Genomic DNA, 26269 nt, shown 5'->3' on the forward strand with positions numbered 1-26269 from the left:
TTGAATATATATTTATCTACAATTTATTGTTTTGTTGCATTTTTTTATAACTATTCTGCACTTTAGATTCTAAAATAATAAGACCACACTGATAAACTTATCAGTGTGGTCTTATTATTTTAGCTATTAACATAGTGTCTTCCCTTGGGTACTATTAGAGGCGAATATGATACTGGATCCTGTATAACAGTACAATCTAATCCAAATACTGTATCAATTAATTCTGATGTTATTATCTTGGATGGTGGTCCTTGATCAATTAGCTTTCCCTTATGAAGGGCAAATATATAATCTGCATACCTAGCAGATAAGTTTATATCATGAAGTATCATTACAATAGTCGTGCCTCTTTTTCGATTTAAATCTGTCAATAAATCAAGAATCTCTACTTGATAGGTTATATCAAGATAAGTAGTTGGTTCATCTAAAAGAAGTATATCTGTTTGCTGGGCAAGTGCCATAGCAATCCAAACCCTTTGGCGCTGCCCTCCCGATAGCTCGTCTACACTACGATTGGCCAAATCCAATATACCCATTATTTCAAGTGCCTCCTCCACAGCATCAAAATCCGTCTGATTCATGCCCTTGAAAAAAGATTGGTATGGAAATCTCCCTCTTGATACTAAGTCCCAAACAGTTATGCCTTCTGGAACGACTGGAGATTGTGGGAGTAGTCCCAATATTTTTGCTAGTTGCTTAGAGGGTATAGATGTAATTTTTTTACCATCAATTATAATCTCTCCTGAATTTGGTTTAATAAGTCTGGCAAATGTTTTTAGTAAAGTTGATTTACCACATCCGTTTGCCCCAATAATAACACTTATTTTATTGCTAGGAATACTTATATCAATATCATCCAGTATAATTTTTTTATCATATCCTGCTACTATATTTTTCGCTTCAAACAATTGTCGCTTTTTACTCATTATGCCTCTCCCTTCCTATTTATACATACTAGTAGAAATAGCATATATGGAGCCCCTAAAATTCCTGTCACTACACCTACTGGAAATCTAGTGCTAAACACAAACTGACCAATCATATCTGCTCCCAATACTAACAATGCCCCCACTAATCCTGATGCTAAAACATTTGGAGCACCACTCCCAACTAGCCTTGATGATATTGGCCCAGATAAAAAGGCTACAAATGCAATTGGTCCTGTAACAGCAGTTGCAAATGCAATCAAAAATACAGAGCTTAAAATCAGCATAATTCTTACTAAATTTATTTTAATACCAAGGGTAATTGCAAACTCGTCTCCCAATTCTAGTATCTGAAGATATTTTGTTAGGCATAAAATAATAACTCCAAATATGATTACAACAATAAATAAACTTGGTACATCTCCCATGTTCATACCGTTTAGGCTTCCGCTTAGCCATCTAAATGCACCTGAAACATCGTGCTGTGAAGATTTAATTAGTAAAAATGATACAAGTGCATTTACCATTGCCTGTATTCCAATACCTATAAGTATTAATCTATTTCCTGAAAAACCTGAGCCTTTAGATAATAGATATATAATACTTGATACTACTAGTCCAGAAATTACTGCAGCTATTGAAACACCGCTTCCACTCATTCTAAGTACTAATATACAAAATACAGCAGCAACACTAGATCCAGAGGTTATACCTATAATATCAGGACTGGCCAATGGATTTCTAAGCATAGTTTGAAATGTATTTCCAGCTAGTCCAAATGCAAAGCCGGCTAAAAGGCCAGAAAGCATCCTCGGTAAGCGTAAAGTAGATATAGTAAATGAAGCACCCTGTATCTGCTCTCCACCTAGAACCCTTATTACTGTATCTAATGAATAATTAGTTTTTCCATATAAAAGCATCATGCCGCAAGTAATAACAGTTAGAACAATAAGCATAGTCGTAACACTTAAATATCGAATCTTTCTTTTGGTATGACCTTGTTTAATAATATTATTTGTGGTTTGCATCATATAGATCTCACCTTCGCTTTCCTAGCGATAATAATAAAAATTGGTGCTCCTAAAAACGCAGTAATAATGCCTACCTCAAGTTCACTTGGGCTTCCAATTACTCTTCCTATAACATCTGATATTGTCAAAAGTAATGCTCCTCCAATGGCGGACATAGGTACGATGCCCCTCATATTTGATCCAAAAATAAGACGCATACTATGAGGTATCATTAAGCCTACAAACCCAATTGGTCCTGCTATTGCAGTTATTGAGCCACACAATATTACACCTGCAGTTGCACATATAATTCTAACAAATCCCGTATTTACACCTAAACCTGTCGCAACCTCATCTCCTAATGCTAAAGCATTTAATGCGGGTGTTAATATTATACTTATCACTATTCCAGCTATAAGAAATGGCAGTATTAAATTAATGCTTTCCCAAGTTGCACCACTTACACTCCCAATTTGCCAGAATCTATAAGCATCCATTACCTCTACCTTAGGAAGTATAATTGCGCTTACTAAAGATGATAGTGCTGCGCTTGTAGCCGAACCTGCTAAAGCAAGTTTTATTGGAGTCATACCTCCATTCCCTATGTATGCTATACAATAAACAAATACAGATGTAATACCAGCCCCTACTAAAGCAAACCATATATATTGATTTGCTGAATTTATATTAAAAAATGCTATACCAATTACAACGAATAAAGATGCACCTGTATTAACTCCTAAAATACTTGGATCTGCTATTGGATTTCTAGTTATTGATTGCATAAGGGCTCCTGATATTGCAAGTGAAGCCCCTGCCATAATGCTAAAAATAGTCCTTGGAATACGTTCTCGAACTACTAACGACGCGAAAGACATATCATCACTATTTAATAAAGCATTTATGACCTGATTAAACTCAATATTTCTAGATCCCCATGCTAAAGATGCAATTATGCATAGGCATATGCAAATAAAACCAACTAAGTATATGCCTATTACTTTTGTAAATCTCATTATTCTTTATCCGCTTTCTCACCTATTATCTTCAGGTATTCATCTATAGTTGCTGGAATAGATAATGCGCTAGGAGTACAAGATGCTGCTAAAGCTGATCCATCCTCTATAATAGCGACTGATCCTTTCTTTATCGCTGGAACTGTTCCTAAGAGCGTATCTGATTGTAATTGTTTTAATAACTTATCACTTCCATAAGTTACTATCACATCTACATCCTCTAATTTATCGATATTTTCAGAACTAATTTCAATAGCAAAACTATCTGAAGATTTGGCAAGTTCATTTACACTTTCAGGTAACTCTAATCCTAAATCCGTTAAATAAGCAGCACGAGGGTCTGTTGGAAGGTATATGTAAAACTTACCTAAATCAGCTGGGTTGAAATAAGAGAATACAACCTTTTTGCCTTTAAGCTGAGGATACTCACTAGTCTTTTCTGATATTAGGTTTTCTAAATCTGAAACTAATTTATCTCCTTCACTTTTTTTACCTATTGCACTAGCATTTATTTTTATTTGATCTCTCCAATATGTCTGCCATGGAAGCTTAGGGTATGCTACAACAGGAGCTATTTTGCTTAATAAGTCATATTCCTCTTGAGTGATTCCTGAATACGCAGCCAATATAATATCTGGATTAGAGTTGCTTATAGCTTCATAATCCAAACCATCTATATCATCAAAAGTAACAGGATTTTCTACACCCAATTCCTTATACTTATCTGCTGTCCATGGAAGTAAACCATTTTTATCTGTCTTGCCATAATTGGCCTTAGATATACCAACTGGTTTTATGCCTAAAGCTAAAGGAACATCATTATTTCCCCAAGAAATTGTAGCTATATTTTTTGGCTGCTTTTCTATTACAGTCTCTCCATACGCATGTTTAATTGTCATTGGATAACTTACAGAACTGCTTTGTTCTACATTCGACTCTTCTTGATTTTCACCTGTCTTGTTTGAGCATCCTGTTATTAATAAAGCACACGCAAGAATAACAGCGCTTATTTTTTTGAATTTCATAATAATCCTCCTAGTTTTTATTTTAGTTATTATTTAATTATCGATATTGATAATTATTATCATATGTATTTCAATATTATTTTATAATTATAATTAAAATATGTCAATATTTTTTATTTTATTTCCATTTAATTCTTTAAATACGATAAACCTAATAATAAAATATAATTATTATATATTATTATTTAACTATTAAATCTCTTAATTCTATTCATTTTTATCTTTTCCTTATCCTGAAACTATAGTTAGATTATCATAAATGATATTTATTTTCAATACATTCTTTATACTATTTGATAATGATTATTATATTTTAAATGCAATCTAAAAAAATACTGTATCCAGATTTATCTTTAAACAAATCCAGATACAGCATCAATATTGATTATAATTTTTTATGCTTTTACAAGTATATTAAATAGTTTTACATCTGTTAGAGCTTCTACTCCATAATCTATATCGGCCTCCATAGCTACAATATCACCTTTATTGATTATAACTTCGTCATTTTCGTTGTATAATATCTTAGCTCTACCCTCTATCATTACAAATAATGTTTCCATCTCATAGTACTCTTTATCTATACTCTCTCCACTAGCAAAAGAGAAAAATCTTATTTCTGTATTATCATTATCTATTAATGCTTTGCTTGCTATAGTATTTCCTGTATGACTTACCATATCAGTCATAGCTATAGCTTCAAAAGGCTTTATATTTCTTAAATACTTCATAGACTAGTCCTCCTTCACAACTACTAAAAGCATTTTCATATCTTCTTTTGCTGTTACTTGATGTTGTATATTAGCTGGCATTACTACAAACTGACCCTTTGTAGCTTCCATTGTTTCTTCTCCTATTTTCACAGTAGCAACACCTTGGTGAATATATATTAAAGCATCACCTTTTGCAGCATGAGGTCCAACTCCTTCTCCTTTACCAAATGCTAATAAAGTTACTCCTACTCCCTTTTTTTGAGCCATAGTTACTGTTTCTATTTGTCCATCTTTACAACTTACTAAACTATCAAAGTCTATTGCTTTTGATTTTTCTATATTTTTTATTAATTCTTGCATATCACTCTCTCCTCTGTTTCAAATTTTTTGTAATATCTGAGTTTAAATCAATCAAACCTATTGTTTACCCTATAGGTTTAATTGATTCATTATAATAGTTATCATTTACTATTAATTCTTATTGTATTACAACATTTTTATCAAATCCGTATCAAATGAAACGCTTTTTGAGTTTTATGAAGAATTAACCAGTATTATTTTAAAAATAAACTGGCCTAAATTCTACAATTTAGTGAATATAGAGAAAATAATATATAAAACTAGTATTATCATAAATAGACTAATACACCCCAGACCAAATTTCCTATCCTCATCAAATGAATTTTTATTTTTTTTCACTTCTTTTTCCAATGGTTTAAACTTTTCTTCTATTTCATCTATTATCTCTGGGTTCAAATCATATATTTTGAAATATCTATTTTTTATTCTTTGTACACTACTATACACTTGTTGTGGTCTTTCTGAATCTAATTCTTTTTTTATTTTCTCATAACTTATGTTATATTGTTCATCTGTCAAATCATCATCCATCAATAATCCAACCAGCTTATATACCCCTAGACATATCTTAACGTCTGTATCCATAGTTGTATACTCTTCTTGAAGCTTATTAATATCTTCCGCTCTTTTTAAAATATCTTCATATCTACTTTTTTTATAATTGAATAATTCGCTGTGGTACTTTTTTAATACCAGCATAGACCTTAGCACTTGTTCTGAAGACTTTTCAATTAATATTTCGATTTCACGGTTTTTTTCGTTTATCAATCTTGTTAATTCATCTTGATTTTCATATTTATAGCTAAATACATAGTAATTTACTAAACTCTTAACCTGATCTAATATTCTAGAATCTTTCTCTAAGCTATTATACAAATCATGAATATTTAATCTATGCTCAGCCTTTCTATATAACTCATTTATTTGTCTGTTTTCTAATAATCTTTTTGATCTAGCAGCTATTAATACAGCCGCTTTATATAATTCCATTTTATAAGAGTCCCTAGCTATTTCATATAATTTATTAGCTAATTCTTTTTCGTCATCCTCATCAACTAAATTGTTTTCTATACGATCAATAACCTGATTAATAGCATCTATCTCCCCTTGACTAATATATACTTTAATCAAGTTTTCACAATATATAGATTTCATATGTTTATTTTCTGTATAATTATCTATCCCGTTTTGTAAAAAAACTATTGCCTTTTTATAATCTCCCGAATATAAATATAGATCTATTAAATATTCAATAACAGTCTCATCCTGTGGTTTCATTTCATTAGCACTTATAAGATATGGTTCTGCCTTTGTGTATTCTTCCTTATTCATGTATAAAGTTGCAATATACTTACAATACTCATATTGTCTAGGACACATATCTACTAATTCAGTAGCATACTTAATAGCTTCATCAATTTTATTGTCATAATACAATGCTCGGCTCAGTTTGTATAAATATTCATGTAAGTTTGCATTTAAAATCAGTATTTTTTACATTCTAATATAATAGTCTTATAATTATCTGATTTCCACGCCTTTGCTATTTTTAGTTTACATTCTCGTATTTCCTCACTAGATAGCAAATCTATGTTGTATTCTTCTCTTAACTCATCATTTATTAAGGTTTCATAGGCATTTTTTATTTTTTGAAACATTTTTGGATTTTTTTCTGGTGAATAAGCTCTTATCTTAGTGGCATATGACTTTTTTATATCCGATTTTTCAGCGTTTACTTCCACACCTAAAATCTCGTATAACGTCTCTTTGTCTTCCTCCACTTCAACTACTTCTTCACTTTTTAATCTAATTCTCTCATCATACTCTTCTCTAGATCTACTATCTACTAATATTTCATAAGCCTTCTTTGTTTTTATGTATTCTTCTGAGTCATTTTCATAAACATGATTTCTAAGCTTCGATTCATAAATCCTCTTTATTTCTTCCTTGGTGACATCCTTTTCTACCCCTAATATTTCATATAAATTTTCCATATTCGTGCCTCCATAAAACTACTAATTTAAAATATTTTCATCTCCAAATTTTTAAAATATATTTTAAAAATAACCTATATTCAAATGATACGCTTAATTTGGTTTACCTGAGCATTTTTGTTACAAAATAATGTATATCTATTGTTTTATATATTTTATATTCCTCTATAGTTAAAAAGTATGTCCGTTAATTTCTCCTCTAATTTATCTACAAGGTCTTTATTTCCACTTATTATTGCTTGTTTTAAATTATCTAGTACAACTGTTATCTCACTGCATTTATCTTTATCTAACTTTTTCATTTTTCTCTCAGCTAATTCTATAGTTTTCTTAGCTAAATCCGCTAATTCATATTCTTTCCATTTTTCTAGTTCTTCTTTATTAACTACTATTTGACTATCAATTAAATATTTCTCTACATTTCCACTACTTTGTTCTACTTTTAAATTGTGAATTATCTCTTTATGTACCTTTCCTACACTAGGTATGCTTACATAAACTTCTAGCACACCATTTAAATTGTATTCAAATTCAACTTCAATCTTTTCTTCTCCTTTAAGCTTTGCCGGGATTCCATCTACCTTAAAACTCGCAATTTCTGTATTATCGTAGACAAAAGGTGCATATCCTTCATAGACTTGTATATTTACAATAGTTTGCCAATCATAAGATGTGTAATACGTCTCTACTTTAGAACATGGAATACTGCTATCTACTGGTATTAAGCAATCAAATACATTTTCTATCTTTTTGCCCCCCTTTATTGATTGCACATTTATACCTATATTATAACTACATCTATCAGTTACTATTAGACTCGTATCAGTGTTAATTTCTTCATTTTTTATTCCTGCCTGTACCGCTGCCCCCATAGCTACAGCTTCATCAGGATTTATTCCCTTATTTATCTTACCTGGGAATAGTGATTCCACTAACTCATTTACCCCAAATATTCTAGTTGCTCCTCCAACTAGTATTACTTTATCTATATCTTCCTTAGTATAATTTGCCGCCTTAAGTGCTTCCTCTATAGTTTTTGCTGTGGAATCTATCAAGTGTTTAGTCAATTCATTAAATTTATCTCTTGTTAATTCTGATTGAAAGTTTACCAAATCATCATTTACAAATGATATAAACGGGATAAATATTTCTGCAGAATTCTTAGTGGACAATTCTTTTTTTGCTTTTACTGCACATTCTTTAATAGTTGTTTTAGCCAGTAAAAGTTGTTCTCTATCAGTAATCTCATTATATAGATCTATTTTATTCTTTTTGTTTATTTCTTCTAATATAAATCGTTCTATTACTCTATCAAAGTCTTTTCCACCTAATGTATTATTACCTCTACTTGATCTTACCTCTAGTACACCACTAAACATTTCAAGTACTGTTACATCAAATGTACCTCCACCTAAATCATAAACTAAAATTTTAGATTCTTCTTCTAAATTATCTATTCCATATGCCATAGCAGCTGCCGTTGGTTCATTTATTATCCTTTCAACCTTAAAACCTGCCATTTCACCAGCCTTTTTTGTAAGCTGCCTTTGATAACTATTGAAATTGGCAGGTACTGTTATAACAGCTTCTTTAACTTCTCTTTCTAAATATCTTTCTGCTATGCCTTTTAGCTCCTTAAGTAATATAGCAGACAATTCATGTGGTAAAAAATCTTCATCTCCTACCTTTATTTTAACCCCACTTTTCCCTATTTCTCTCTTGAATTCTAATGCGACGTTTTCTGGTGTGGCTTTTAGTATGTTCTCAGCAGTGTGTCCTGTATATACTTTTCTGTCCTTTATTGCAACTAATGATGGTATTATTTTGCTAATTTTACTTGATATCATTTCTGGTTTCCCATTTTTTATGTATGCTATCTCCGAAGTTGTTGTCCCTAAATCTATTCCTATAATACTGCTCATAATTATCCCACCTTTATTTAGCTATTATTACAGAAGCATATCTTAACACTTCTCCGTTTAATAAATATCCTTTCTGGATTACTTCAACAATTTCCTCTTTTTGCCTTCCAAAGCTTTCTATGACCTGAACACATTTATGTAGATATGGATTTAATAATTGACCCTTACACTGAATTTCCTCTATACCAATTGAATTTAATTGGCTGCTGACTTGCTTATATGTAATCTCTAATATATTTTTTAAATTCTTATCTTTAACCTCTGTTGCATACCTATTTATAACGTCCAGCTGATCTACTATACTTAATATATTTTTAGATACCTTTATTATTTCCTCTTTTCTCTTTTTTTCTAATTCTTGTTGTTTTATATACAATTCATCACTTAGTTTATTGTATTTTTCTCTTAATTGTTCAATACCTTCGATTAAATCACTCAAGCTATCACACCTTATTATTTATTTTATAACATTTTTTAACATTTTTTAATATTTTTCGCCTCAATTGATATGCTAAATTGTCAGATATGATAAATTGTGGAAAGTTTTATATTGTAGTTCTATTATACGCGAAAAGTTATATTGACTTTAGCTTATATACATTCCAAATACTTGTTATTTACCTGATGAGTATAATAAAAAAAACAAAATAAAAACTACTCCTAGTATAATTCATACTTGAAGTAGTCTTTTAGATTATTTTGAGTAGTATTCAACAACCAAAATATCATTTATTTCTATTGGAACTTCGTTTCTTTCAGGCTTTTTAGTAAGTACACCTGAAAAATTTTCTATATTAAATCATGTGCGTAATCCTTTATCGGAGCTTTAATAAGTAATCTAACTCCTATTAAAATAAATAAAAATATGAAAGTTAAAATTGTCATTACCATCAATGGCTTATTATCTATAAATTTACCAATATTATATAAAACCCTATTTCCCCATACTTCTAATAATACAGGACTTTTTGTAGATGAATTTGCTATATAAGCTCCTAAGGCTGATGGTATACCTGCAAAAAATATCACATTATATATAATTTTAAATCTATACCAAATTGCTCCGATCATAAACCCAAGAGAAAAAACAAATAAATTAGTTAAAGTTATATTGGCTAATCCCAAAATAAATTTAGAAGATTTTATGCTAATTGATGGTATCAATGCATTAGTTTGCACCAATTTGTCTGTGATTGATCCTATAAAAGCTTTGAAACCTGCATCTACAACAATACAAAACACTGCAATACCAACCGATAATATTATTCCCCAAAGTAGGGAAGCTTTAAGATAGCCTACTCTATCTGCCTTTATACTCATCGCATTAGAAAACAACGTTAGTGAATAAAAAAATCCTGAAAGAAAACATAATAAAATTCCCATAGAAGTCAATTGACTACTATATATTATAACTGGCTTATCAGAACCGATTGATGCCCATACGGATATACTTATATTTACAGAAATTATAGTTAATATAATTAAAAACATTCTAATATTAAAATCTCTTATAAATTTAAAATATGGTCTATAATTACTCATATAAACATACCTCCTTTTTATTTATATTTACAAATAATTCTTCTAACTTCATATTTTCAATCTCTATATCTAAGCTTTCTATCAATCTCATATCATTTTCAGGTATATCCCCATAATAGTAGTACATAACTGTATTTCCAAATGACTTAAGTGGATATTTATCTTTTAAAATTGAAAATTTGGATAAATCATCTTTATTTCCACTTATATAATAAGATTTTTCTTTTACTTTTTCTATATAATCATCTACCTCAACTTTGCCATCTTTTATTATAACTACTTTTTCAAGTAATTCCTCTACATCTTTAATATGATGAGTAGCTATGATAACTGTTCTATTTTTTTTCATATAACTCTCTAATAATACATTATAAAATTCTTGTCTATTTACTGCATCTAGACCTATAGTAGGTTCATCAAATATTGTTATTGGTGCATTTGAACAAATACCTATTATATTTGATACTGAAGTTTTCATTCCTCTTGATAGTTTTTTATATTTAAGTTTAGGATTAATTTCAAATAGTTTACAAAGCTTATCTTGTAGTTCATAATCATAATTACTAAAAAAGTAAGAATAAAATCTGAATACCTCCTTTACCTTACATTCTGTATGAAAGTCCTTTATAATATCTTTTTCTCTTACTACACACAAATTATCTAAAACAGAAATATCTTCTTTAGGCGATTTGCCAAATACCTTTATCTCACCACTTCTTGCTATTAGTTGATATGCTATCATGTTTATTAAAGTTGTTTTACCCGTTCCATTTTTACCTAATAATCCATAGATTTTATCTTTTTCAAAGTTTATTGAAACATCGTCACATATAATTTTATCTTTGAAACTTTGATTTAAATTTTTTTACCTCTATTGAATATTCCATTGTATCACCCCTTATAATTAGTTATCATCTCTATTAGATCTTCCTTGTTAATAGAAAGCTTCTTAGCTTCTTGAATCAATTCTCTTATGTATATTTTTTTAAAATTCTCTTTTCTAGAAATTATTATTGTTTCTTTTGCCCCTTTATTTACAAACATACCAATCCCTCTTTTTTTATATAATATATTGTTGTCTACTAATATATTTATTCCCTTAAGAACTGTAGCAGGATTTATTTTATATAATTTTGATAATTCCGTGGTTGAAGGAATCTGTTCTTCTTCTTTTATTCCCTGAGATAGTATCTCATCCTCTATTGCCTTGGCTATTTGTATAAATATTGGTTCATTATCGTTTAATATTAACTTCAAAGCTTCACCTCCTTATTGGTTAGTTACTTAACTAATTAACCATTTATCTATACTATATATATAAATAATTTTATTTGCAAGTAGATTAAGTTAATTTTATATTTACATCACCTTTTTATTAAATAAAAAATCCGCTTCGCTCATGTCGCAACGACTTCGTCCTTTGCTCAAATTTTTTTTACTTGCAAGACCAGTACATTGAAGTATCTAAGTTGTATAAGTTATTGACAGTTTAAAATTAATTATAATTTCCTTATACGTAAAAAAATCTTCCTCCCAAAATGAGAAGAAGATTTTAACATTTATATTTTTATTTTTCATCTATTTTACAAAACTAATATTTAGTTTTGGTTTATGTTTAACACTTTCTAAAACTGGTGACTTTGATAAAGCAATATTTGCTATTTTTCTTATTTCATCTTCAGAAGCTGATGATGCAACGTTTAAATTTATAACTATATTGAAGATTCCACCATAACCTTCTTCTAGTCCTAGAAATACAGCTGCATTCAAATCTGCTTCAACATCAACATCAACCTTTTTTAAACTTATACCGTTTTGACTTGCCATAACCTGAAAAGTAATCGCAAAACAACTTCCTAAAGCCCCTGTCAAATATTCAACTGGATTAGCCCCTTTATCAGTTCCTCCCAATATTTCTGGTTCATCAGTTAAAATAGGTGTAAAATTTCGAATTCCAATCTGATTTTCTACTCCACCCTTCCACTTTATATTGGCAGTCCATCTTTTCATCCCTAACTCAGGATTTTCTTTAATTGCACCAACTGTTTGATTTAATTTTTCTAATGAAATATTGTTCATATCTATACCTCCCATGGATTCAATTAATTTATATTTAAATATTACTTCAAATTTTTAATCGTGTATGTAAGGAGGCTTACTATATCTCAATTTTATTTTTAATTTAATTTACCTAACTTAACCCAAATTCTATCTTTATCTTGACGTATAATGCCCGTTTGTATTAGCTTATTAATTAGTAGTGTTACAGTTTCTCTAGTCGATCCAACCATTCCAGCTATATCTTGGTGTGTTAGAGAGCAAGATATAGGGCACCACCCATCTTCAATATCTTTATTAAACGCTAATTTATTAAATAAAAAAATAAGTCGCTCTTCAACTTTTCCATAAGCAATTTGTGCTAAAGTTTCAACTATCTCTTGGAATTCACATGAAAAATAGCTAAGAAGATTTATTGCTAAAGTAGGTGTATCTTCAATTTTTTTCTTTATCTTTTCCTTTTTTATAGCAACAACAGTAACTTCAGTTAGTGCCTTGAAAACCATACTGCTCTCTTTTTGTGCAAAAATACCAAGTAGATTAATAAAATCCCCTGAAGATAGTAAACCAACAATGCATTCTTTTCCATCAACATGAATATGAAATACACTTACACTACCCTTTTTTATAAGATAAATCTTATCTTTAAACTTTCCTAATTCAGGGATGATATCGCCTTTCTTAAAGTTAAATTCTTCCTCGCAATTCATCCACTCATCAATACAATCTCTAGGAAATAATCCTTCAGTTTTAATAGGAAATAATTGATCATTATAAGACATAAAAACGTCACCTTTCACTTTATAATTCACACCATCGATTAAAATTATTATAACAAACTTCTGTGTATTCTAACATTAAATAAGAAAAGAAAAACAAAATAGTATATGCTACTTTAAATACCCACATTTTAACGATAAACTATTTGAAATAATATTATATAGCATTATTTTCTTGATGTATTATTTCTTACGTATAAAAAAGTTCTTAAGAGATAAAGATAAAGTCAAAGCTTAATTTTTATATAATTATTTTTTATAATAGAACCTATTTAGGTAATTTAATTGTAGACAATAAAAAAAAATGATGATAATATATATAGGCATTAAATTAATGTGGGTGGGTGAGGGAAAAAATAAAGAGGAAGAAAGATGGAACAAAAACTATTAAAAAGTAAGTTAGAAACAATTGCAACACAAGATTTTAAAACAGAAGTTTTGGCAGGAATTACAACATTTATAGCCAGCGTGTATATTATAATGACTAATGCATTGATACTATCTGATGCAGGTATAAGTCAGGATGCGGCTATGATAGCTACAGTACTTACATGTACTATATCTACAATTCTTATGGGAGTAATTGCAAATACTCCATTTATATTAGTTCCCGGAATGGGAATAAATTCTCTATTTACTTATACTATTGTTCAATCAATGGGATTATCATGGCAAGAAGGTCTAGCCGCCGTATTAGTAAGTGGGGTAATATTCACTTTAATAGCAAGTACAAAACTAACTAAAATTCTTATGAACTCTATACCTAATAACTTAAAATATGCAATAACTACAGGAGTCGGATTTTTAATTTTATTTATAGGGCTTCAAAAAAGTGGTCTTGTTGTAGGAAATGAAAATACGATGATAGGTATTGGTAATATCGCAGATAAAGAAACTATTTTAAGTATAATAACCTTAATTATCATATTAATATTAAATATGAAAAACATACCTGGAAACCTACTTATAAGTATAGTAATTGGTACGGTATTATCACTTATTATGGGAGTAACTAATCTAAGTAGTTTAGACTTTGCAGGATTTGAAATAGGTGCTATTAAAGAAGTATTTCTAGGGATGTCCTTTAAAAACATCTGGTCTATACCGTTTATGGTAGCTGTATTTTCTACAACAATCGTAATAGTATTTGAAAATATGGGAATTTTATATGGTCAATTAGGAGCATTGAATAGAGAAAAAGATTTCCAAAAATCCTTTACGGTAACTGGAATATCTAATATAATTGCTGGGATATGCGGAACAAGTCCAACTATAGTTGCAGCTGAGAATTTCTCAGGAATCAGTGCTGGTGGTAAAAGCAAAATATCGGCATTTACATCTGCTTCACTATTTTTATTGTCATTGTTCTTAATACCTGTATTAAAACTTATACCAGATGGGGTCATAAGTAGTGTTCTTATATTTATAGGGATACTTATGATACAAACTTTCTTTGAATTAGAAAAAGGGGATTTGATAGAAACTATATCTATAATCTTGATGATTACAATAATACCTTTTACATATAATATTGTAAATGGTATATCTATTGGATTTATAGTTTATACAATTCTTAATTTATTTATAAATAAAGGCAAAAATGTTTCTATAGCTATGTATGTACTTAGTGGCTTATTTATTCTTAATTTTGTAATGAGTGCAGTTATGGGAACTATTCATTAAAATAAAAAGGCGATCGCTTTAAAAATAGAGCGACGCCTTTTTAACCTTATATTTATATCTAAAATTAACTAAAATATGTCTAATTAATCTCTAAATCTTATATTCTATAATACAACTTCCATATCTGTTCCTTTTCCTAGTTCGCTGTTAAGAATTATCTCTCCACTATGCGCACTTACAATTTCTTTTGCTATAGACATACCTAGCCCCGAACCCTTATGAGCTTCTCCAGTATTTGTTCCTCTATAGTACCTATTGAATATATTCTCTAGATTCTCTTTACTTATTCCCTTCCCATTGTCACTAATCAATATGTGGATTTTATCACTCTTATAAACACTTACAGCTATCTTTACATTCTCATCATTATGAATAAGTGCATTATATATTATATTATTGAAAACCCTTTTCATAAGAACCTTATCTATATCTGTAAATATTTTATCTTCGCTACATTCAAATCGAATATCTGCCTCGCTGTATTTAGAATCATTTAATATATCTATAACCGAGTTTTTTACTAGAGTTACTATATTAACTTTTTCCTTATTTAATATAGATTTATTGTTCTTAAGCTTCATATTCAAATTTAAGTCATCAACCAATTCTTTTATGTAGTTAGACTTATTGCTTATTATCTCTGCATATGTTTTTACCTCTTCATTTGAAAAATCATAATCTTCTTCTAAAAACTCTGCATATCCTTTTATCGATGAAAGTGGAGTTTTTATATCATGAGAAATATTTGCTATCCAATCATCTCTCATCTTATCTATTTTCTTTCTTTCTAACTCATTGTCTTTAAGTTTGTGTGATAGGTTATTTAACTTTTTAAATACATTGGAATATAAGCCTTTTTCCTTGTAGTAAATATCATAATCACCATTATGTAGATCATCTATAGCACCTATAATATTTTTTACTGGTTTGGTAAGATCTTTGCTAAATATATAACCAAAAACTATAGCTATCAAAAAATCTACAACTAGCATAGATATAATAGAATATCTCATTAGTTTAAGCATTGTGTCTGTCTCTTCAATAAATGTATACTTTTGTAAATCCTTCATAGGAAATCCAATAAGGTATGTGTATGTAGTATCATCTACGTCCTTATAGCCTGCCAATATATGTGAATCATCACCTAATCCACCACCATATTTATATCCATTTATTATTTCTATAGGTGTGTGTTTCTCTTTAATAACTTTTGGTTTATTATAGCTATATACTTCCTTATTCTCCTCATCTATTATCTGTATCCATAGCTTTCTTTTATCTATCAACTTCTTGCCACTATCACTTATATAGAAGTTATTATTAATATCCATTTCTATGTGTTCATTGAAGTTTCTAACGAAATTATCTATTTTAATATTTCCACCATAATCATTAGCTTCAGTTATATTTTTGTATGATGTTATCAAAAGAATCATACTAATATTTAGTATTACTACTATTATCGCAATTATTGCTACGCTCAATATATATCTAAGAGTTAATTTTACTTTCATATTTAATTATCCTTTATCTGAAGTTTATATCCTAGTCCTTTTACATTTAAAATGTACTTTGGCTTTGATGGATTTTCTTCTAATTTTTCTCTAAGCTTTCTAATATGAACCATAATTGTATTATCGAATCCAAAAAAATCTTCTCCCCAAACCTCATCACAAAATCTTTCCTTACTTATAATCTGGTTTTTGTGCTTTGCCATATATAAAAACATTTTATATTCTTTAGGTTTCAAGTCTATAATAGTACCATTTTTTCTTACTTCTATTTTTTCCTCATCTATTTCAAATGGAGTTGCAATTATTTTTTCCTTCTCATTGGGTTTATTGTTATTTATCATCGCACTTTTTGTAAGCTGAATTTTCACCCTAAGTGCTACTTCTTTTGGGCTAAACGGCTTAGTTATATAATCATCAGCACCTATTGCCAGTCCCATTACCCTGTCTAATTCTTCTCCTTTTGCCGATAAAAATAATACCGGGATATTTGATGTCTTTCTTATTATTTTGCATATATCATACCCTTCCATATCTGGTAACATTACATCTAATATTGCTAAATCTGGACTATTGTTTTTGAATATATCTATAGCATCCCTTCCATCTTGTGCAGTGTATATATTTTTAAAACCCTCTTTTACTAGTACCATTTTTAATAAATTTAATAATTCTATCTCATCATCTACTACAAGTATTTTACTGTTTTTTATATTTTCATCCATATTATCCTCCTTATTATATTTCATATATTTTCGCTTATATTTAGTATACCAAAAAAGAGAAAAGTAAAAGCTTTTCTCTTTTTTGGTATACTTATTCTGATTTGAGATATCTCTCAACTACTATATCTCTCTTAAAAATCTTCTTTTAGATAGATTGTACAGAACAATATTTAATACTAATACTATACCCATAAATACTATCCAAGAGCTTAAAGGTGCAGCGTATCTGATAAGCTGTTGTGAGTACATTCCGCTTATAGGTAAATTTATTAGAGTTTCATGATTACCTCTCAGTTCTAATAAATAAGGTATTCCCATCATAAGTCCTCCAAATATAAATGGCATAGTAGCCTTTTTACTTATAGATGAAAAGTATAACCCTATTGCTGAAAATAAAAATGACCCCAGTATTACAGTTAAGCTAACTATTAGTATCATTTGAAGTACAGTGATATTAGAACCACTATTCCCAAAATACCATAAGCTCTTTAGTGGTAAATCAAGCCCATTAAATTTAAATGCCAAGATAGCTTTTCCAGCCATAGTCATAAGTATAGATAAATTTATAATACTTGCACTTATTCCAGAACCAATAAATTTAGCTAAAACTAATTGGTCTTTTCCTTTTTTACTGGCTTTTATTAGTCCATCTGCACTAGAATTATATTCTAAAACAAAGCTTCCAGAAAACATTGTAAACATTATAAGCCCCATAATTGGAGCTAGTCCAAAATATTTACTAAATATATCTGCATATACATCATTTATATTAAACGTAGTACGAATAGTTGCATATCCTATCAACAATCCAAACACCCAGGTTGCAAGTACCCCAATTCTTAAATTCTTTTTTATTTCCCACTTTATTAAAGAAAACATTCCTACACCTCCCTAGCATCTTCTAAGTCAAAATAAAACATATATACATCTTCAAATTTCGCTTCTGTTAGTTTTATATTTTCATAATTTGGTTTAACTTCGCTTATAAATCTCACACTTATATTTTCTATTCCACGATTTATACTTACTACTTTATATTTATTTTGTATTTCATTAATTAAATCCTCATTATCAGTATCTAAACTATAAACCTTACCTTCCATATCTTTTAATATTTCTTTATGTGTTCCTTTAAGCAATATCTTCCCGTCTTTTATCATTATAGTTTCTTTTGCAACAGATTCTATATCAGATATTATATGTGTTGAAAGTATTACAATTGTATCCCTACCTATTTGAGACAATAAATTTCTAAACCTTGTTCTCTCCTGTGGATCAAGTCCTGCTGTTGGCTCATCCAATATCAAAACCTTTGGGTTATTTAAAAGAGCTTGTGCAATACCTACTCTTCTTTTCATACCACCTGAAAACTTTGAAACTAGCTTGTTTGAAACTTCAGAAAGCCCAACTAATTTTAATAATTCATCAACTCTTTTTTCACTAGTTTTTTTGTCCATTCCCTTAAGAGCTGCCATATACATTAAAAATTCTCTTGCCTTAAAGTTTTTATAAGCATCAAAATCCTGAGGTAAATAACCAACTACAGCTCTGTATTCACAATCTAAAGTATTTATATCCTTACCGTTATATAATATTTTCCCATTTGTAGGGCTAGTTACGGTTACTATTTGCTTCATTAAGGTAGATTTTCCTGCACCATTTGGCCCTAAAAGCCCATATACTCCACTTTCTAGTACTAAATTTATATTTTCATTTGCATTTTTATGTTTATATGATTTTGTAACATTTATAAGTTCTAATTTATTCATGGTAATTGCCTCCTATTTATTTAAAGCTTTTTTTATACTATAAATACACCCTAATATTGAAAATACTACTATTAACCCGTATACGCTTATACATAGATTTGATATATCTACTGATTTTGATAAAATCTCTATCGTTCCATTATAAATGCCCGTTAGTTTAGACATACCTATAATTACATCTATATAATTTCCTATAGATAAAAGTAAAATTAAGGTCTTAGGTAGAAACTTAAATAAAGTAAGTATTTTCCCAATTACTATAAATCCTACAGACAAACTTATTGATTTTACTGAATTGTCACTAAAGAACGAAATAAGTAGAGAGACTATAGATATTCCCAAAAGCATAAGTATATTAGTTATTATTTTAGATAATGCATATTGGTTTATAGTCATTGCCTTAGAAAGGACTGCTATATCAATTATTCTATAGGCCTGTAGATTTCCATTTAGAGGTTTTCCGTATTGTAAATATGTTATTAAACATGTTCCCCCAGCATATATGCCGTACACTAATATCGGTAAAAGTATAGCTATCATTAATTTCGAATATAGTGCTTTATTTTTTTCTTTTGACGATAATATTATTGGAGAAACGTTGGATACCACTTCATCTGTATATAAATTTGATACTAACATGACTATAATTATTATCATAATAACAATTGATAGTGAAAAATCTAATCTCTCTGTAAATACTTTATAAAAGTCTACATTTTCGTATTTGTTTCCATTATCTAAGCTAATTTTTTCTTTAGATATGCTTATTAATGATTTATCACTATTGGGTGAATCTATTACTGACTGTATGGTATCTTTTTTAATATTCAGTTTTTCGTTTGCGATTGTATTTTTGTCTCTATTATCTATGACGTATTTATTTTTTGCTTCATCCCAATACTCATTTTTTGTCTCTAGCATCGGTTTTACAAAGCTTATTTGTAAAAATAGTAATACTATTAATATAAATGATATTATGCTTGATTTATCTTTTAATATTTTTTTGACTTCCCACTTTATCATATATTTTCTCCTTTCTGTTTGCTATGAGATTATTATATATAAGTAGGTTTAATTATTCTTAAAATTAACCTTAAATAAACCTTAATATTTGCTATGAATAGTAAGGAACTGGAAATCAACTTAAATTTAACTGTAGACAATAAAAATGGTGATAGTATATAAAAATAGTTGTATTAATTAGACTATAGTTTTATTTTTGGCGCTTTACTTATGTAGAAAAAATTTATTAATTATGATATGTTATTTTGTGAGGTGATTTAATTGAAAAAAACAATAAAAGTTGTAGCTGCAATTATAGAAAATAAAAATAACGAAATTCTATGTGCCCTTAGATCCCCAAATATGTCTCTACCTAACCTTTGGGAATTTCCAGGTGGAAAAGTTGAAGAAGGAGAATCTTTGTTTGAGGCAATAGAAAGAGAAATACAAGAAGAATTAAGTTGTAATGTAAAGGCAAGTAACGTATTTGCTGAAAATACCCATGAATATGAAAAAATCATAGTAAACTTAATCGGTATGAAATGCGAATTAATAGACGGTATCCCTACTCCTAATGAACATTCTAAGCTAGTATATCTTTCAAAAGAAAGTTTAAATTCTTTGATATGGGCTCCCGCAGATATTCCTATTGTAGAAAAAATAATGAAAAAATAGGGACATATTATTTTAATATATCCCTACTATCTATATTTTTTCTATGAATTCTCTATATATTTTAACTGGAACTTCTTGATGAAGTTTTATCTTCATTGTTATAGGCTTCTCTCCTTGGTACTCTACCGTATCACCCTTGCCTATATAAATATATGGCTGTGCTTTCTTATCTATTTCTTTATATTTCCTTACAAATAAATGTAAGTTAATTTTTCTATCTTTATTATTAATTAAGTTCTTACCCCTATCAGTATTCTGTCTTGTAGAGTTAGGTGATTGCCACTGAAAATAGCTTTGATCTAAAAACTTGTCCTTATAATTTATTCTTTCGTCTATTCCTCGTTCTTTATGAAGGTCTATAAATAAAAAATACTCATTGCCGTTAGTCAAAAGCCCGCTGCCCCTAAATGCAGAATGAATTTTTCTATAGTTAGAAAGTAGTGCTATATCAATCATTTTGTACTGTTCATACAACTTTAAAAATGGCACTCCATAGTACTCTTCTTGGAACTCTTTTTCATACCTAATGATCCCATAATTAATAGCATCCTCTATATATTTTCTGTATCTCTTATCAGTAATTATTTTAGTGAATTTGTCACTTCTATATAAAGTATCATCGCTATACTCTACTAATTTAATTTTCTGCTTTATCATTGATGAATCCCAATATTGATGATTTAGACATTCAAAAGCATGAATTACACTATCTTTGTCTATTTTATTTATATACTTTAATATTTCATTACTTGCTATTTCTATGTTAATCCTATCATGATTCAATAAATACTTAAGTATAACAAACTCATTTATCCTTTTTAAAGGTAAACTCGTATTTAATTCTTTTAATATTTTTTCAAAATCATCATCTATCAATAATTCTTTAATAGTCTCGTCCTTTTCAGTTTTAGCTACAAAGTTCAGGTAAGTTCCATCTTTATCTATAAATCTAACAGGATCAGGTGCCCCATCATATTTTATATAATCTAATAACAGATATGGTATTTTTCCACCACGTAATATTTTAAACTGATTATATTCATCTCTTAAATACTGTGCAGATCTAAAATTTTCCCCATCAATTTGCATCAAAATTCTTTCCTTAGAAATTTCATCGATTTGAATATGGGTACATCCCGGTATATTGGCAAAATCAGTAGCTACGGCTACTTTTATACTATCCTTATCATAATACCTAGCCCCATTTAGAGCTATAGCTATTAAAAAAGTCTTGTTATGGTTTCCTATAAAATCAAGTACTGTTAAAAACTCTTTATCCCCGCTTTTTCTAAGTCCTCTACCTAATTGTTGAATAAATATTATAGGAGATGCAGTAGGTCTTAACATTAAAACTGTATTTATAGAAGGTATATCAACACCTTCATTGAAAATATCAACAGTAAATATAGCTTGTAAGCTATCCTTGTTGCTTTCTAATTGTCTAATATATTCTTGCCTTTTATCAACAGAATCCTCTCCACAAAGTGCAACACTTTTTATCCCTCTTTTGTTGAACTCCTCAGCCATATACCTCGCATGTTCTATATTAACACAAAATCCTAATAATTTTCTAAACTCTCCATCATGTCCATAAAAGTTCATCTTTTCAATAATAAAATCAACCCTTCTATGTATCATCAAACGCTGAGCTAGCTCTGATTTGTCATCTAAATTAACACCTTCTAAGTCTACACCTTCCACATCTGTCACACCAAAATAATGAAATGGTATTACTAAATCTTCTTCAAGCGCCTCATGCAATCTAACCTCTAACGCTACATTATTATCAAAAAGATCAAATACACTTAAACTGTCACATCTTTCTGGAGTAGCAGTCATACCTAATGTAAACTTAGGTTTAAAGTAATCTAAAACATTTAGATACGATGTCGTAGCACTATGATGTGCCTCATCAACTATAATATAATCAAAATGCTCTTCTTTAAATTCAGTATAATATCTACTCATAGTCTGTATAGTTGCAAATATATAATCTGATTCGTAATCTTTTTCATTACCAGTAAATAAACCTGTTTTTAAACTTCTTCCTCTTAATAATTTATCAAAAGTTTCCTTTGCCTTCTTTAAAATTTCTTCTCTATGAACTATAAATAACAACCTCTTAGGTCTAAATTCCATTACATCAAATGCTGACATATATGTTTTCCCTGTCCCTGTAGCTGCAATGACTAAAGCCTTCTCTTCCCCATGATCCCTTAACCTTTTTAGATTTTCCATAGCTTTTACTTGCATCTTATTAGGTTTAATAGGTAATACACTATCAAACACCATTTTTCTTCTTGATTCAGTTCTTTTTATTTCATTTAAAAATAACATATATCTTTGTAATACTTCATCGTTAAGATCCGAACTCATTTTCCAAAGGTTGTTATACTCCCTCAAGACATCTTTTATAAATGGCTCCTCTTCTTTTGAAACTATTTTTACATTCCACTCTATATTGCTTTTTAACGCACTTTGAGTAATATTTGAAGAACCTATTATAATTTTGTAATCATTCTCGTTTTCAAATATGTATACCTTTGTGTGAAATCCCTTTTCTCTATCTGCTATAAATATTTTCATGTCTATGTTACTAAATTCTTGTATTTTTTCTAAAGCCTTTGGCTCTGTAAAGTTTAGATATGTAGTAGTTATTATCTTCCCCTTTATAGCTTTTTCTTCTAACTCTTTAAATGTATCTAGTAACAACTGTACCCCACTATAATTTATAAATGCTACACTAAAATAGAATGATTTACATTCTTTAAGGCTTTTCTTTAGTTCGTTTAGTAGATTACTGTGCCTTGAATTTATAATTAGTTGTTTTGATTCCTCCATTGTTTTCCCCTTATTTTTTATGAATATGCTTAGATTATAGCATAAAAGAAAAGATGCGTCCCTATTTTAGCTAGTGAGCATCCTTTTATATGATTTTTTGTATATTTTATTGTAATTATTATAATCACAAAATCAATACTCTCATCTTCAGGCAAACATAAACCTTCTTCCACTGTAATATTTAAGATATTATTAATATCTATCCCATATAAAATATCTACACCATTTTTTATATTCAATATAGTTCTTTTGATACTCGATATAACTCTTTTGAGGTCTAATTGCCCTTCATTTTATAGTAGTTCCATAATATTTTGGCAAAATTAACTTTATAACCTACTAAATATTTATTCACTAGGAGAAATAATTATGAAAGATCATAAAGAACTAAAGAAAATATTAAATGATTTAGATCTCTCTCATATCAAAGAAAGTTCTGATCTAAAAAGTATAGATTTAATAGATGTTTTATGGTATGATCCAATTTCTAATCAGATAATAGCAGCCTTCGAGGTAGAAAGAAGTAAAAATTACGATTCTGTACTTAGGAGACTTTCACCCCTTACACATTTCTATCCAAATAGACCATATATAATATGCGTTGGGGATGATTTCGATGGATTTAAAAATACTTTTATGCATGGAATATTTAAGAGCTATTTTGAATCAAGTAACTTAAACTACTTGATGTTAGATGATTTGTATGAAATATTATATCTTAATAAAAAGTATAAAAAATATATTCCTATTGAAGCTCTTTTTGAAGGTAATTTAATTAAAATGAAAAATTTCTATAAAAAGTGACCTAATCCTGATTTAATAAATCAATAGTTCATCTTAAATATTCTTCGGCTTTAGCTGGAAACATAAATGTTTATTATGTTTCAAATTAAATATTAAAAAGTACACAATAGATATATTTTGTTATATAATCATTTTACAAGAGTATGATTTGTTTTAACTTATGGAAAAATATTATAAGAATCCGTAAATATAGAAATTTATCCTATCAATAAGCTTCTCAAAAAAGTGAGAAGTATTCCAGAAGAATCAATTGAGATGGGATTATTTATCATATTAAATACATATAAACTAGGGGGTGATTAAATGAATGATAAATTTTTAAATAGATTAATAAAAACAAGAGATTTTAAAAACTCATTATATAGGGTTTTAAAACATAATTTTCTATATAATTCAAATAAAATTGAAGGAAGCACATTTACAACTGAGGCTTTAGCCCTATTAATAGATAAAAACATAGTTGAAGGAAAACATACTTTAGATGATGTTCAAGAGACCGTAAATTCTAGTTATGTTTTTGATACAGTTATCGATACTTTAGGACAAGATATAAGTCATAGTTTCTTAAAAAACTTACATTCAAGTCTTTTTTTCAATACTACTCTACACTCAAGAGGTTTCTCAGGGATATATAAGACTATTCCTAATATGATTCTTGGAACTGATATTAAGCTAGCTCAACCATTCGAAGTTGAACCACTGCTTGATGAACTCCTTGAGTGGTACTCTAGTATTGATAATGTAACATTAGAATCAATATCAGAGTTTCACTATAGGTTTGAACGTATACATCCATTCCAGGATGGTAATGGACGTATAGGAAGGTTTTTGATGCTTAAACAAATGCTAGAGAATAACCTTCCTCTTAAAATAGTATCTTGGGATAATGAGGATTTATATAGAAGCTCTTTAGCTTCATCTAAAATAGGTGATTATTCACCTATTTTCGCTTATATAAATAACTTAGAAGATTTTAAAGAAATATATAGAGAGTTTTGGGTTTAGAGGTTTTAGTGGCTCTTTGTCAAATAACCGTTGATGAATTCAATATTTAATTTTTTAAGGCAGCATCTAGTACAGTTTTCCTGTATAGATGCTGCTTTTAAATTACTTGTATTTTTTATCTTAGTAATACTCTTAATCTTAAATTTTAAAAACTTCTAAATCCGAAGGATACTCTTTTTAGTATCTTTGATTTTAGAGACTTAAATTCATCTATTCTAAGTACTCTGGAAATCGTACTTGATGATACACAATGTTCCTCTGCAATTAGTTTCATAGATTTGTATTTGCAAAAATCCTGCAATATTGAAATTTTAACGTCCCTGGAGATAAAACACCCTTTGTCTGTAAGTGGATTTTCAGCCATAAATGAATCATTACAGTGCTTACAGTAGAATCTTTGTTTTTTAATTTTAAGCATAAGATGGTTATTATATATAAGTGCTGCATTTAATACACTCAATACCTATTACTTTTTCAATTCCATCTCCTCTAAATACTAAATTTTTATCGCTAATTCCTAGAATATTTGATATAATATCATTTGAGCACATGTCAAACCTCCTCGTTTATTTTGTTGTGGTGACTTAATTATACAACGAGTTTGACATGTGTTCTTTATTTTTTAAAAAATAATAACGCTGATAGTAATTAGTCCATTTTTGTCTAACGACAGTTATGGATTTTTTATTACCATCAACGCTAAATATTATACAGCCGAAATTCTTTTAATATTTTTTCAAAATTCTCATCTATCAATAATTCTTTAATAGTATCGTCCTTTTCAGCTTTAGCTACAAAGTTTAGGTAAGCTCCATATTTATCTATAAATCTAACAGGATCAGGTGCCCCATTAATTTGCATCAAAATTCTTTACTTAGAAATTTCATCGATTTGAATATAAGTACATCC

General features: G+C 28.9%; 28 protein-coding genes. 4 read left to right on the plus strand and 24 right to left on the minus strand.

All coding sequences use genetic code 11. The features are described from left to right. Positions 1 to 119 precede the first annotated feature (119 nt). The 15 genes from BUB34_RS03910 to BUB34_RS03985 all read right to left on the minus strand — a co-directional run bounded on the left by BUB34_RS03910 (position 120) and on the right by BUB34_RS03985 (position 13348). A complete protein-coding gene (locus BUB34_RS03910; protein ID WP_073124436.1) occupies positions 120 to 926 on the minus strand; it encodes an ABC transporter ATP-binding protein in 807 nt (268 codons plus the stop codon). Further along, entirely contained in the window at positions 926 to 1957 is a 1032-nt protein-coding gene (locus tag BUB34_RS03915; RefSeq protein ID WP_073124437.1) for a FecCD family ABC transporter permease, read from the minus strand. Before BUB34_RS03915 ends, BUB34_RS03910 begins: the two co-directional genes overlap by 1 nt. Next, entirely contained in the window at positions 1954 to 2952 is a 999-nt protein-coding gene (locus BUB34_RS03920; protein WP_073124439.1) for a FecCD family ABC transporter permease, read from the minus strand. The genes BUB34_RS03915 and BUB34_RS03920 overlap by 4 nt, the downstream gene beginning before the upstream one ends. Further along, positions 2952 to 3977, minus strand: a complete 1026-nt coding sequence (locus BUB34_RS03925; protein ID WP_073124440.1) for an iron-siderophore ABC transporter substrate-binding protein — start codon at positions 3975 to 3977, stop codon at positions 2952 to 2954. The genes BUB34_RS03920 and BUB34_RS03925 overlap by 1 nt, the downstream gene beginning before the upstream one ends. Before the next feature lie 395 nt (positions 3978 to 4372). Continuing rightward, positions 4373 to 4708 carry a cupin domain-containing protein gene (locus BUB34_RS03930; RefSeq protein WP_073124442.1) on the minus strand — a complete coding sequence of 112 codons (336 nt, stop codon included), beginning with the start codon at positions 4706 to 4708 and terminating at the stop codon, positions 4373 to 4375. A gap of 3 nt (positions 4709 to 4711) precedes the next feature. Further along, positions 4712 to 5050, minus strand: a complete 339-nt coding sequence (locus BUB34_RS03935; RefSeq protein ID WP_073124444.1) for a cupin domain-containing protein — start codon at positions 5048 to 5050, stop codon at positions 4712 to 4714. Positions 5051 to 5272: 222 nt separating this feature from the next. After that, a complete protein-coding gene (locus BUB34_RS03940) occupies positions 5273 to 6487 on the minus strand; it encodes a tetratricopeptide repeat protein (protein ID WP_073124445.1) in 1215 nt (404 codons plus the stop codon). Between the two features lie 47 nt (positions 6488 to 6534). Then, positions 6535 to 7044 (minus strand): DnaJ domain-containing protein, encoded by a 510-nt coding sequence (locus BUB34_RS03945; protein ID WP_073124447.1) that lies wholly within the window; start codon positions 7042 to 7044, stop codon positions 6535 to 6537. 155 nt (positions 7045 to 7199) lie between these two features. Then, positions 7200 to 8966 carry an Hsp70 family protein gene (locus tag BUB34_RS03950; protein WP_073124449.1) on the minus strand — a complete coding sequence of 589 codons (1767 nt, stop codon included), beginning with the start codon at positions 8964 to 8966 and terminating at the stop codon, positions 7200 to 7202. 13 nt (positions 8967 to 8979) lie between these two features. Continuing rightward, complete coding sequence (locus tag BUB34_RS03955) at positions 8980 to 9405, minus strand: nucleotide exchange factor GrpE (RefSeq protein ID WP_073124450.1); 426 nt, start codon at positions 9403 to 9405, stop codon at positions 8980 to 8982. A gap of 350 nt (positions 9406 to 9755) precedes the next feature. Next, complete coding sequence (locus BUB34_RS03965) at positions 9756 to 10508, minus strand: hypothetical protein (RefSeq protein WP_073124452.1); 753 nt, start codon at positions 10506 to 10508, stop codon at positions 9756 to 9758. Then, positions 10501 to 11343, minus strand: a complete 843-nt coding sequence (locus BUB34_RS03970) for an ATP-binding cassette domain-containing protein (protein ID WP_073124454.1) — start codon at positions 11341 to 11343, stop codon at positions 10501 to 10503. Before BUB34_RS03970 ends, BUB34_RS03965 begins: the two co-directional genes overlap by 8 nt. Before the next feature lie 56 nt (positions 11344 to 11399). Continuing rightward, the gene (locus BUB34_RS03975) at positions 11400 to 11765 is read right to left on the minus strand and encodes a GntR family transcriptional regulator (protein ID WP_073124456.1); all 366 of its coding nucleotides are present in this window, start codon (positions 11763 to 11765) and stop codon (positions 11400 to 11402) included. Positions 11766 to 12086: 321 nt separating this feature from the next. Beyond that, positions 12087 to 12587, minus strand: a complete 501-nt coding sequence (locus BUB34_RS03980) for an OsmC family protein (protein ID WP_073124458.1) — start codon at positions 12585 to 12587, stop codon at positions 12087 to 12089. A gap of 98 nt (positions 12588 to 12685) precedes the next feature. Further along, a complete protein-coding gene (locus tag BUB34_RS03985; RefSeq protein ID WP_073124460.1) occupies positions 12686 to 13348 on the minus strand; it encodes a Crp/Fnr family transcriptional regulator in 663 nt (220 codons plus the stop codon). A gap of 369 nt (positions 13349 to 13717) precedes the next feature. On the opposite strand from BUB34_RS03985, the gene BUB34_RS03990 reads away from it, so the two are divergent. Then, positions 13718 to 15028 carry an NCS2 family permease gene (locus BUB34_RS03990; protein WP_073124462.1) on the plus strand — a complete coding sequence of 437 codons (1311 nt, stop codon included), beginning with the start codon at positions 13718 to 13720 and terminating at the stop codon, positions 15026 to 15028. 104 nt (positions 15029 to 15132) lie between these two features. On the opposite strand, the gene BUB34_RS03995 is transcribed toward BUB34_RS03990, so the two are convergent. The 5 genes from BUB34_RS03995 to BUB34_RS04015 all read right to left on the minus strand — a co-directional run bounded on the left by BUB34_RS03995 (position 15133) and on the right by BUB34_RS04015 (position 20056). Next, entirely contained in the window at positions 15133 to 16542 is a 1410-nt protein-coding gene (locus BUB34_RS03995) for a sensor histidine kinase (protein WP_073124464.1), read from the minus strand. 2 nt (positions 16543 to 16544) lie between these two features. Further along, on the minus strand, positions 16545 to 17264 hold the full coding sequence (locus tag BUB34_RS04000) for a response regulator transcription factor (RefSeq protein ID WP_073124466.1): 720 nt from the start codon (positions 17262 to 17264) through the stop codon (positions 16545 to 16547). A 120-nt stretch (positions 17265 to 17384) separates the two neighbouring features. Next, positions 17385 to 18143 (minus strand): hypothetical protein, encoded by a 759-nt coding sequence (locus BUB34_RS04005; RefSeq protein WP_073124468.1) that lies wholly within the window; start codon positions 18141 to 18143, stop codon positions 17385 to 17387. A 2-nt stretch (positions 18144 to 18145) separates the two neighbouring features. Continuing rightward, positions 18146 to 19033, minus strand: a complete 888-nt coding sequence (locus tag BUB34_RS04010; protein WP_073124471.1) for an ABC transporter ATP-binding protein — start codon at positions 19031 to 19033, stop codon at positions 18146 to 18148. A gap of 12 nt (positions 19034 to 19045) precedes the next feature. Continuing rightward, positions 19046 to 20056, minus strand: a complete 1011-nt coding sequence (locus BUB34_RS04015; RefSeq protein ID WP_073124473.1) for a hypothetical protein — start codon at positions 20054 to 20056, stop codon at positions 19046 to 19048. 261 nt (positions 20057 to 20317) lie between these two features. On the opposite strand from BUB34_RS04015, the gene BUB34_RS04020 reads away from it, so the two are divergent. Continuing rightward, positions 20318 to 20710: a (deoxy)nucleoside triphosphate pyrophosphohydrolase gene (locus BUB34_RS04020; RefSeq protein ID WP_073124474.1), complete on the plus strand. Its 393-nt coding sequence runs from the start codon at positions 20318 to 20320 to the stop codon at positions 20708 to 20710. 30 nt (positions 20711 to 20740) lie between these two features. Here BUB34_RS04020 and BUB34_RS04025 read toward each other — a convergent pair whose 3' ends face one another. Beyond that, positions 20741 to 23551: a DEAD/DEAH box helicase gene (locus BUB34_RS04025; RefSeq protein WP_084120159.1), complete on the minus strand. Its 2811-nt coding sequence runs from the start codon at positions 23549 to 23551 to the stop codon at positions 20741 to 20743. A gap of 369 nt (positions 23552 to 23920) precedes the next feature. On the opposite strand from BUB34_RS04025, the gene BUB34_RS04035 reads away from it, so the two are divergent. Both BUB34_RS04035 and BUB34_RS04040 read left to right on the plus strand, forming a co-directional pair. After that, positions 23921 to 24355: a hypothetical protein gene (locus BUB34_RS04035; protein WP_073124480.1), complete on the plus strand. Its 435-nt coding sequence runs from the start codon at positions 23921 to 23923 to the stop codon at positions 24353 to 24355. Between the two features lie 303 nt (positions 24356 to 24658). Beyond that, positions 24659 to 25360, plus strand: coding sequence for a Fic family protein (locus BUB34_RS04040; protein WP_073124482.1), 702 nt, complete (start codon positions 24659 to 24661; stop codon positions 25358 to 25360). 145 nt (positions 25361 to 25505) lie between these two features. On the opposite strand, the gene BUB34_RS04045 is transcribed toward BUB34_RS04040, so the two are convergent. The 3 genes from BUB34_RS04045 to BUB34_RS13205 form a co-directional block, all read right to left on the minus strand. Next, complete coding sequence (locus tag BUB34_RS04045) at positions 25506 to 25820, minus strand: hypothetical protein (RefSeq protein WP_073124484.1); 315 nt, start codon at positions 25818 to 25820, stop codon at positions 25506 to 25508. Further along, positions 25789 to 25911, minus strand: coding sequence for a hypothetical protein (locus tag BUB34_RS13735; protein ID WP_278276663.1), 123 nt, complete (start codon positions 25909 to 25911; stop codon positions 25789 to 25791). Before BUB34_RS13735 ends, BUB34_RS04045 begins: the two co-directional genes overlap by 32 nt. A gap of 148 nt (positions 25912 to 26059) precedes the next feature. Continuing rightward, positions 26060 to 26221 (minus strand): hypothetical protein, encoded by a 162-nt coding sequence (locus tag BUB34_RS13205; RefSeq protein WP_159430050.1) that lies wholly within the window; start codon positions 26219 to 26221, stop codon positions 26060 to 26062. Positions 26222 to 26269: the final 48 nt, after the last annotated feature.

The organism is Asaccharospora irregularis DSM 2635, assembly GCF_900129815.1.
In the GTDB taxonomy this organism is placed as follows: domain Bacteria; phylum Bacillota; class Clostridia; order Peptostreptococcales; family Peptostreptococcaceae; genus Asaccharospora; species Asaccharospora irregularis.

Excerpts from the sequence above, each read along its gene's own strand:
- BUB34_RS03910 (WP_073124436.1), bottom strand. The coding sequence starts at position 926 with ATGAGTAAAAAGCGACAATTGTTTGAAGCGAAAAATATAGTAGCAGGA.
- BUB34_RS03915 (WP_073124437.1), bottom strand. The coding sequence starts at position 1,957 with ATGATGCAAACCACAAATAATATTATTAAACAAGGTCATACCAAAAGA.
- BUB34_RS03920 (WP_073124439.1), bottom strand. The coding sequence starts at position 2,952 with ATGAGATTTACAAAAGTAATAGGCATATACTTAGTTGGTTTTATTTGC.
- BUB34_RS03925 (WP_073124440.1), bottom strand. The coding sequence starts at position 3,977 with ATGAAATTCAAAAAAATAAGCGCTGTTATTCTTGCGTGTGCTTTATTA.
- BUB34_RS03930 (WP_073124442.1), bottom strand. The coding sequence starts at position 4,708 with ATGAAGTATTTAAGAAATATAAAGCCTTTTGAAGCTATAGCTATGACT.
- BUB34_RS03935 (WP_073124444.1), bottom strand. The coding sequence starts at position 5,050 with ATGCAAGAATTAATAAAAAATATAGAAAAATCAAAAGCAATAGACTTT.
- BUB34_RS03945 (WP_073124447.1), bottom strand. The coding sequence starts at position 7,044 with ATGGAAAATTTATATGAAATATTAGGGGTAGAAAAGGATGTCACCAAG.
- BUB34_RS03950 (WP_073124449.1), bottom strand. The coding sequence starts at position 8,966 with ATGAGCAGTATTATAGGAATAGATTTAGGGACAACAACTTCGGAGATA.
- BUB34_RS03965 (WP_073124452.1), bottom strand. The coding sequence starts at position 10,508 with ATGAGTAATTATAGACCATATTTTAAATTTATAAGAGATTTTAATATT.
- BUB34_RS03980 (WP_073124458.1), bottom strand. The coding sequence starts at position 12,587 with ATGAACAATATTTCATTAGAAAAATTAAATCAAACAGTTGGTGCAATT.
- BUB34_RS03985 (WP_073124460.1), bottom strand. The coding sequence starts at position 13,348 with ATGTCTTATAATGATCAATTATTTCCTATTAAAACTGAAGGATTATTT.
- BUB34_RS03990 (WP_073124462.1), top strand. The coding sequence starts at position 13,718 with ATGGAACAAAAACTATTAAAAAGTAAGTTAGAAACAATTGCAACACAA.
- BUB34_RS03995 (WP_073124464.1), bottom strand. The coding sequence starts at position 16,542 with ATGAAAGTAAAATTAACTCTTAGATATATATTGAGCGTAGCAATAATT.
- BUB34_RS04000 (WP_073124466.1), bottom strand. The coding sequence starts at position 17,264 with ATGGATGAAAATATAAAAAACAGTAAAATACTTGTAGTAGATGATGAG.
- BUB34_RS04005 (WP_073124468.1), bottom strand. The coding sequence starts at position 18,143 with ATGTTTTCTTTAATAAAGTGGGAAATAAAAAAGAATTTAAGAATTGGG.
- BUB34_RS04010 (WP_073124471.1), bottom strand. The coding sequence starts at position 19,033 with ATGAATAAATTAGAACTTATAAATGTTACAAAATCATATAAACATAAA.
- BUB34_RS04015 (WP_073124473.1), bottom strand. The coding sequence starts at position 20,056 with ATGATAAAGTGGGAAGTCAAAAAAATATTAAAAGATAAATCAAGCATA.
- BUB34_RS04025 (WP_084120159.1), bottom strand. The coding sequence starts at position 23,551 with ATGGAGGAATCAAAACAACTAATTATAAATTCAAGGCACAGTAATCTA.
- BUB34_RS04035 (WP_073124480.1), top strand. The coding sequence starts at position 23,921 with ATGAAAGATCATAAAGAACTAAAGAAAATATTAAATGATTTAGATCTC.
- BUB34_RS04040 (WP_073124482.1), top strand. The coding sequence starts at position 24,659 with ATGAATGATAAATTTTTAAATAGATTAATAAAAACAAGAGATTTTAAA.
- BUB34_RS13735 (WP_278276663.1), bottom strand. The coding sequence starts at position 25,911 with ATGTGCTCAAATGATATTATATCAAATATTCTAGGAATTAGCGATAAA.
- BUB34_RS13205 (WP_159430050.1), bottom strand. The coding sequence starts at position 26,221 with ATGCAAATTAATGGGGCACCTGATCCTGTTAGATTTATAGATAAATAT.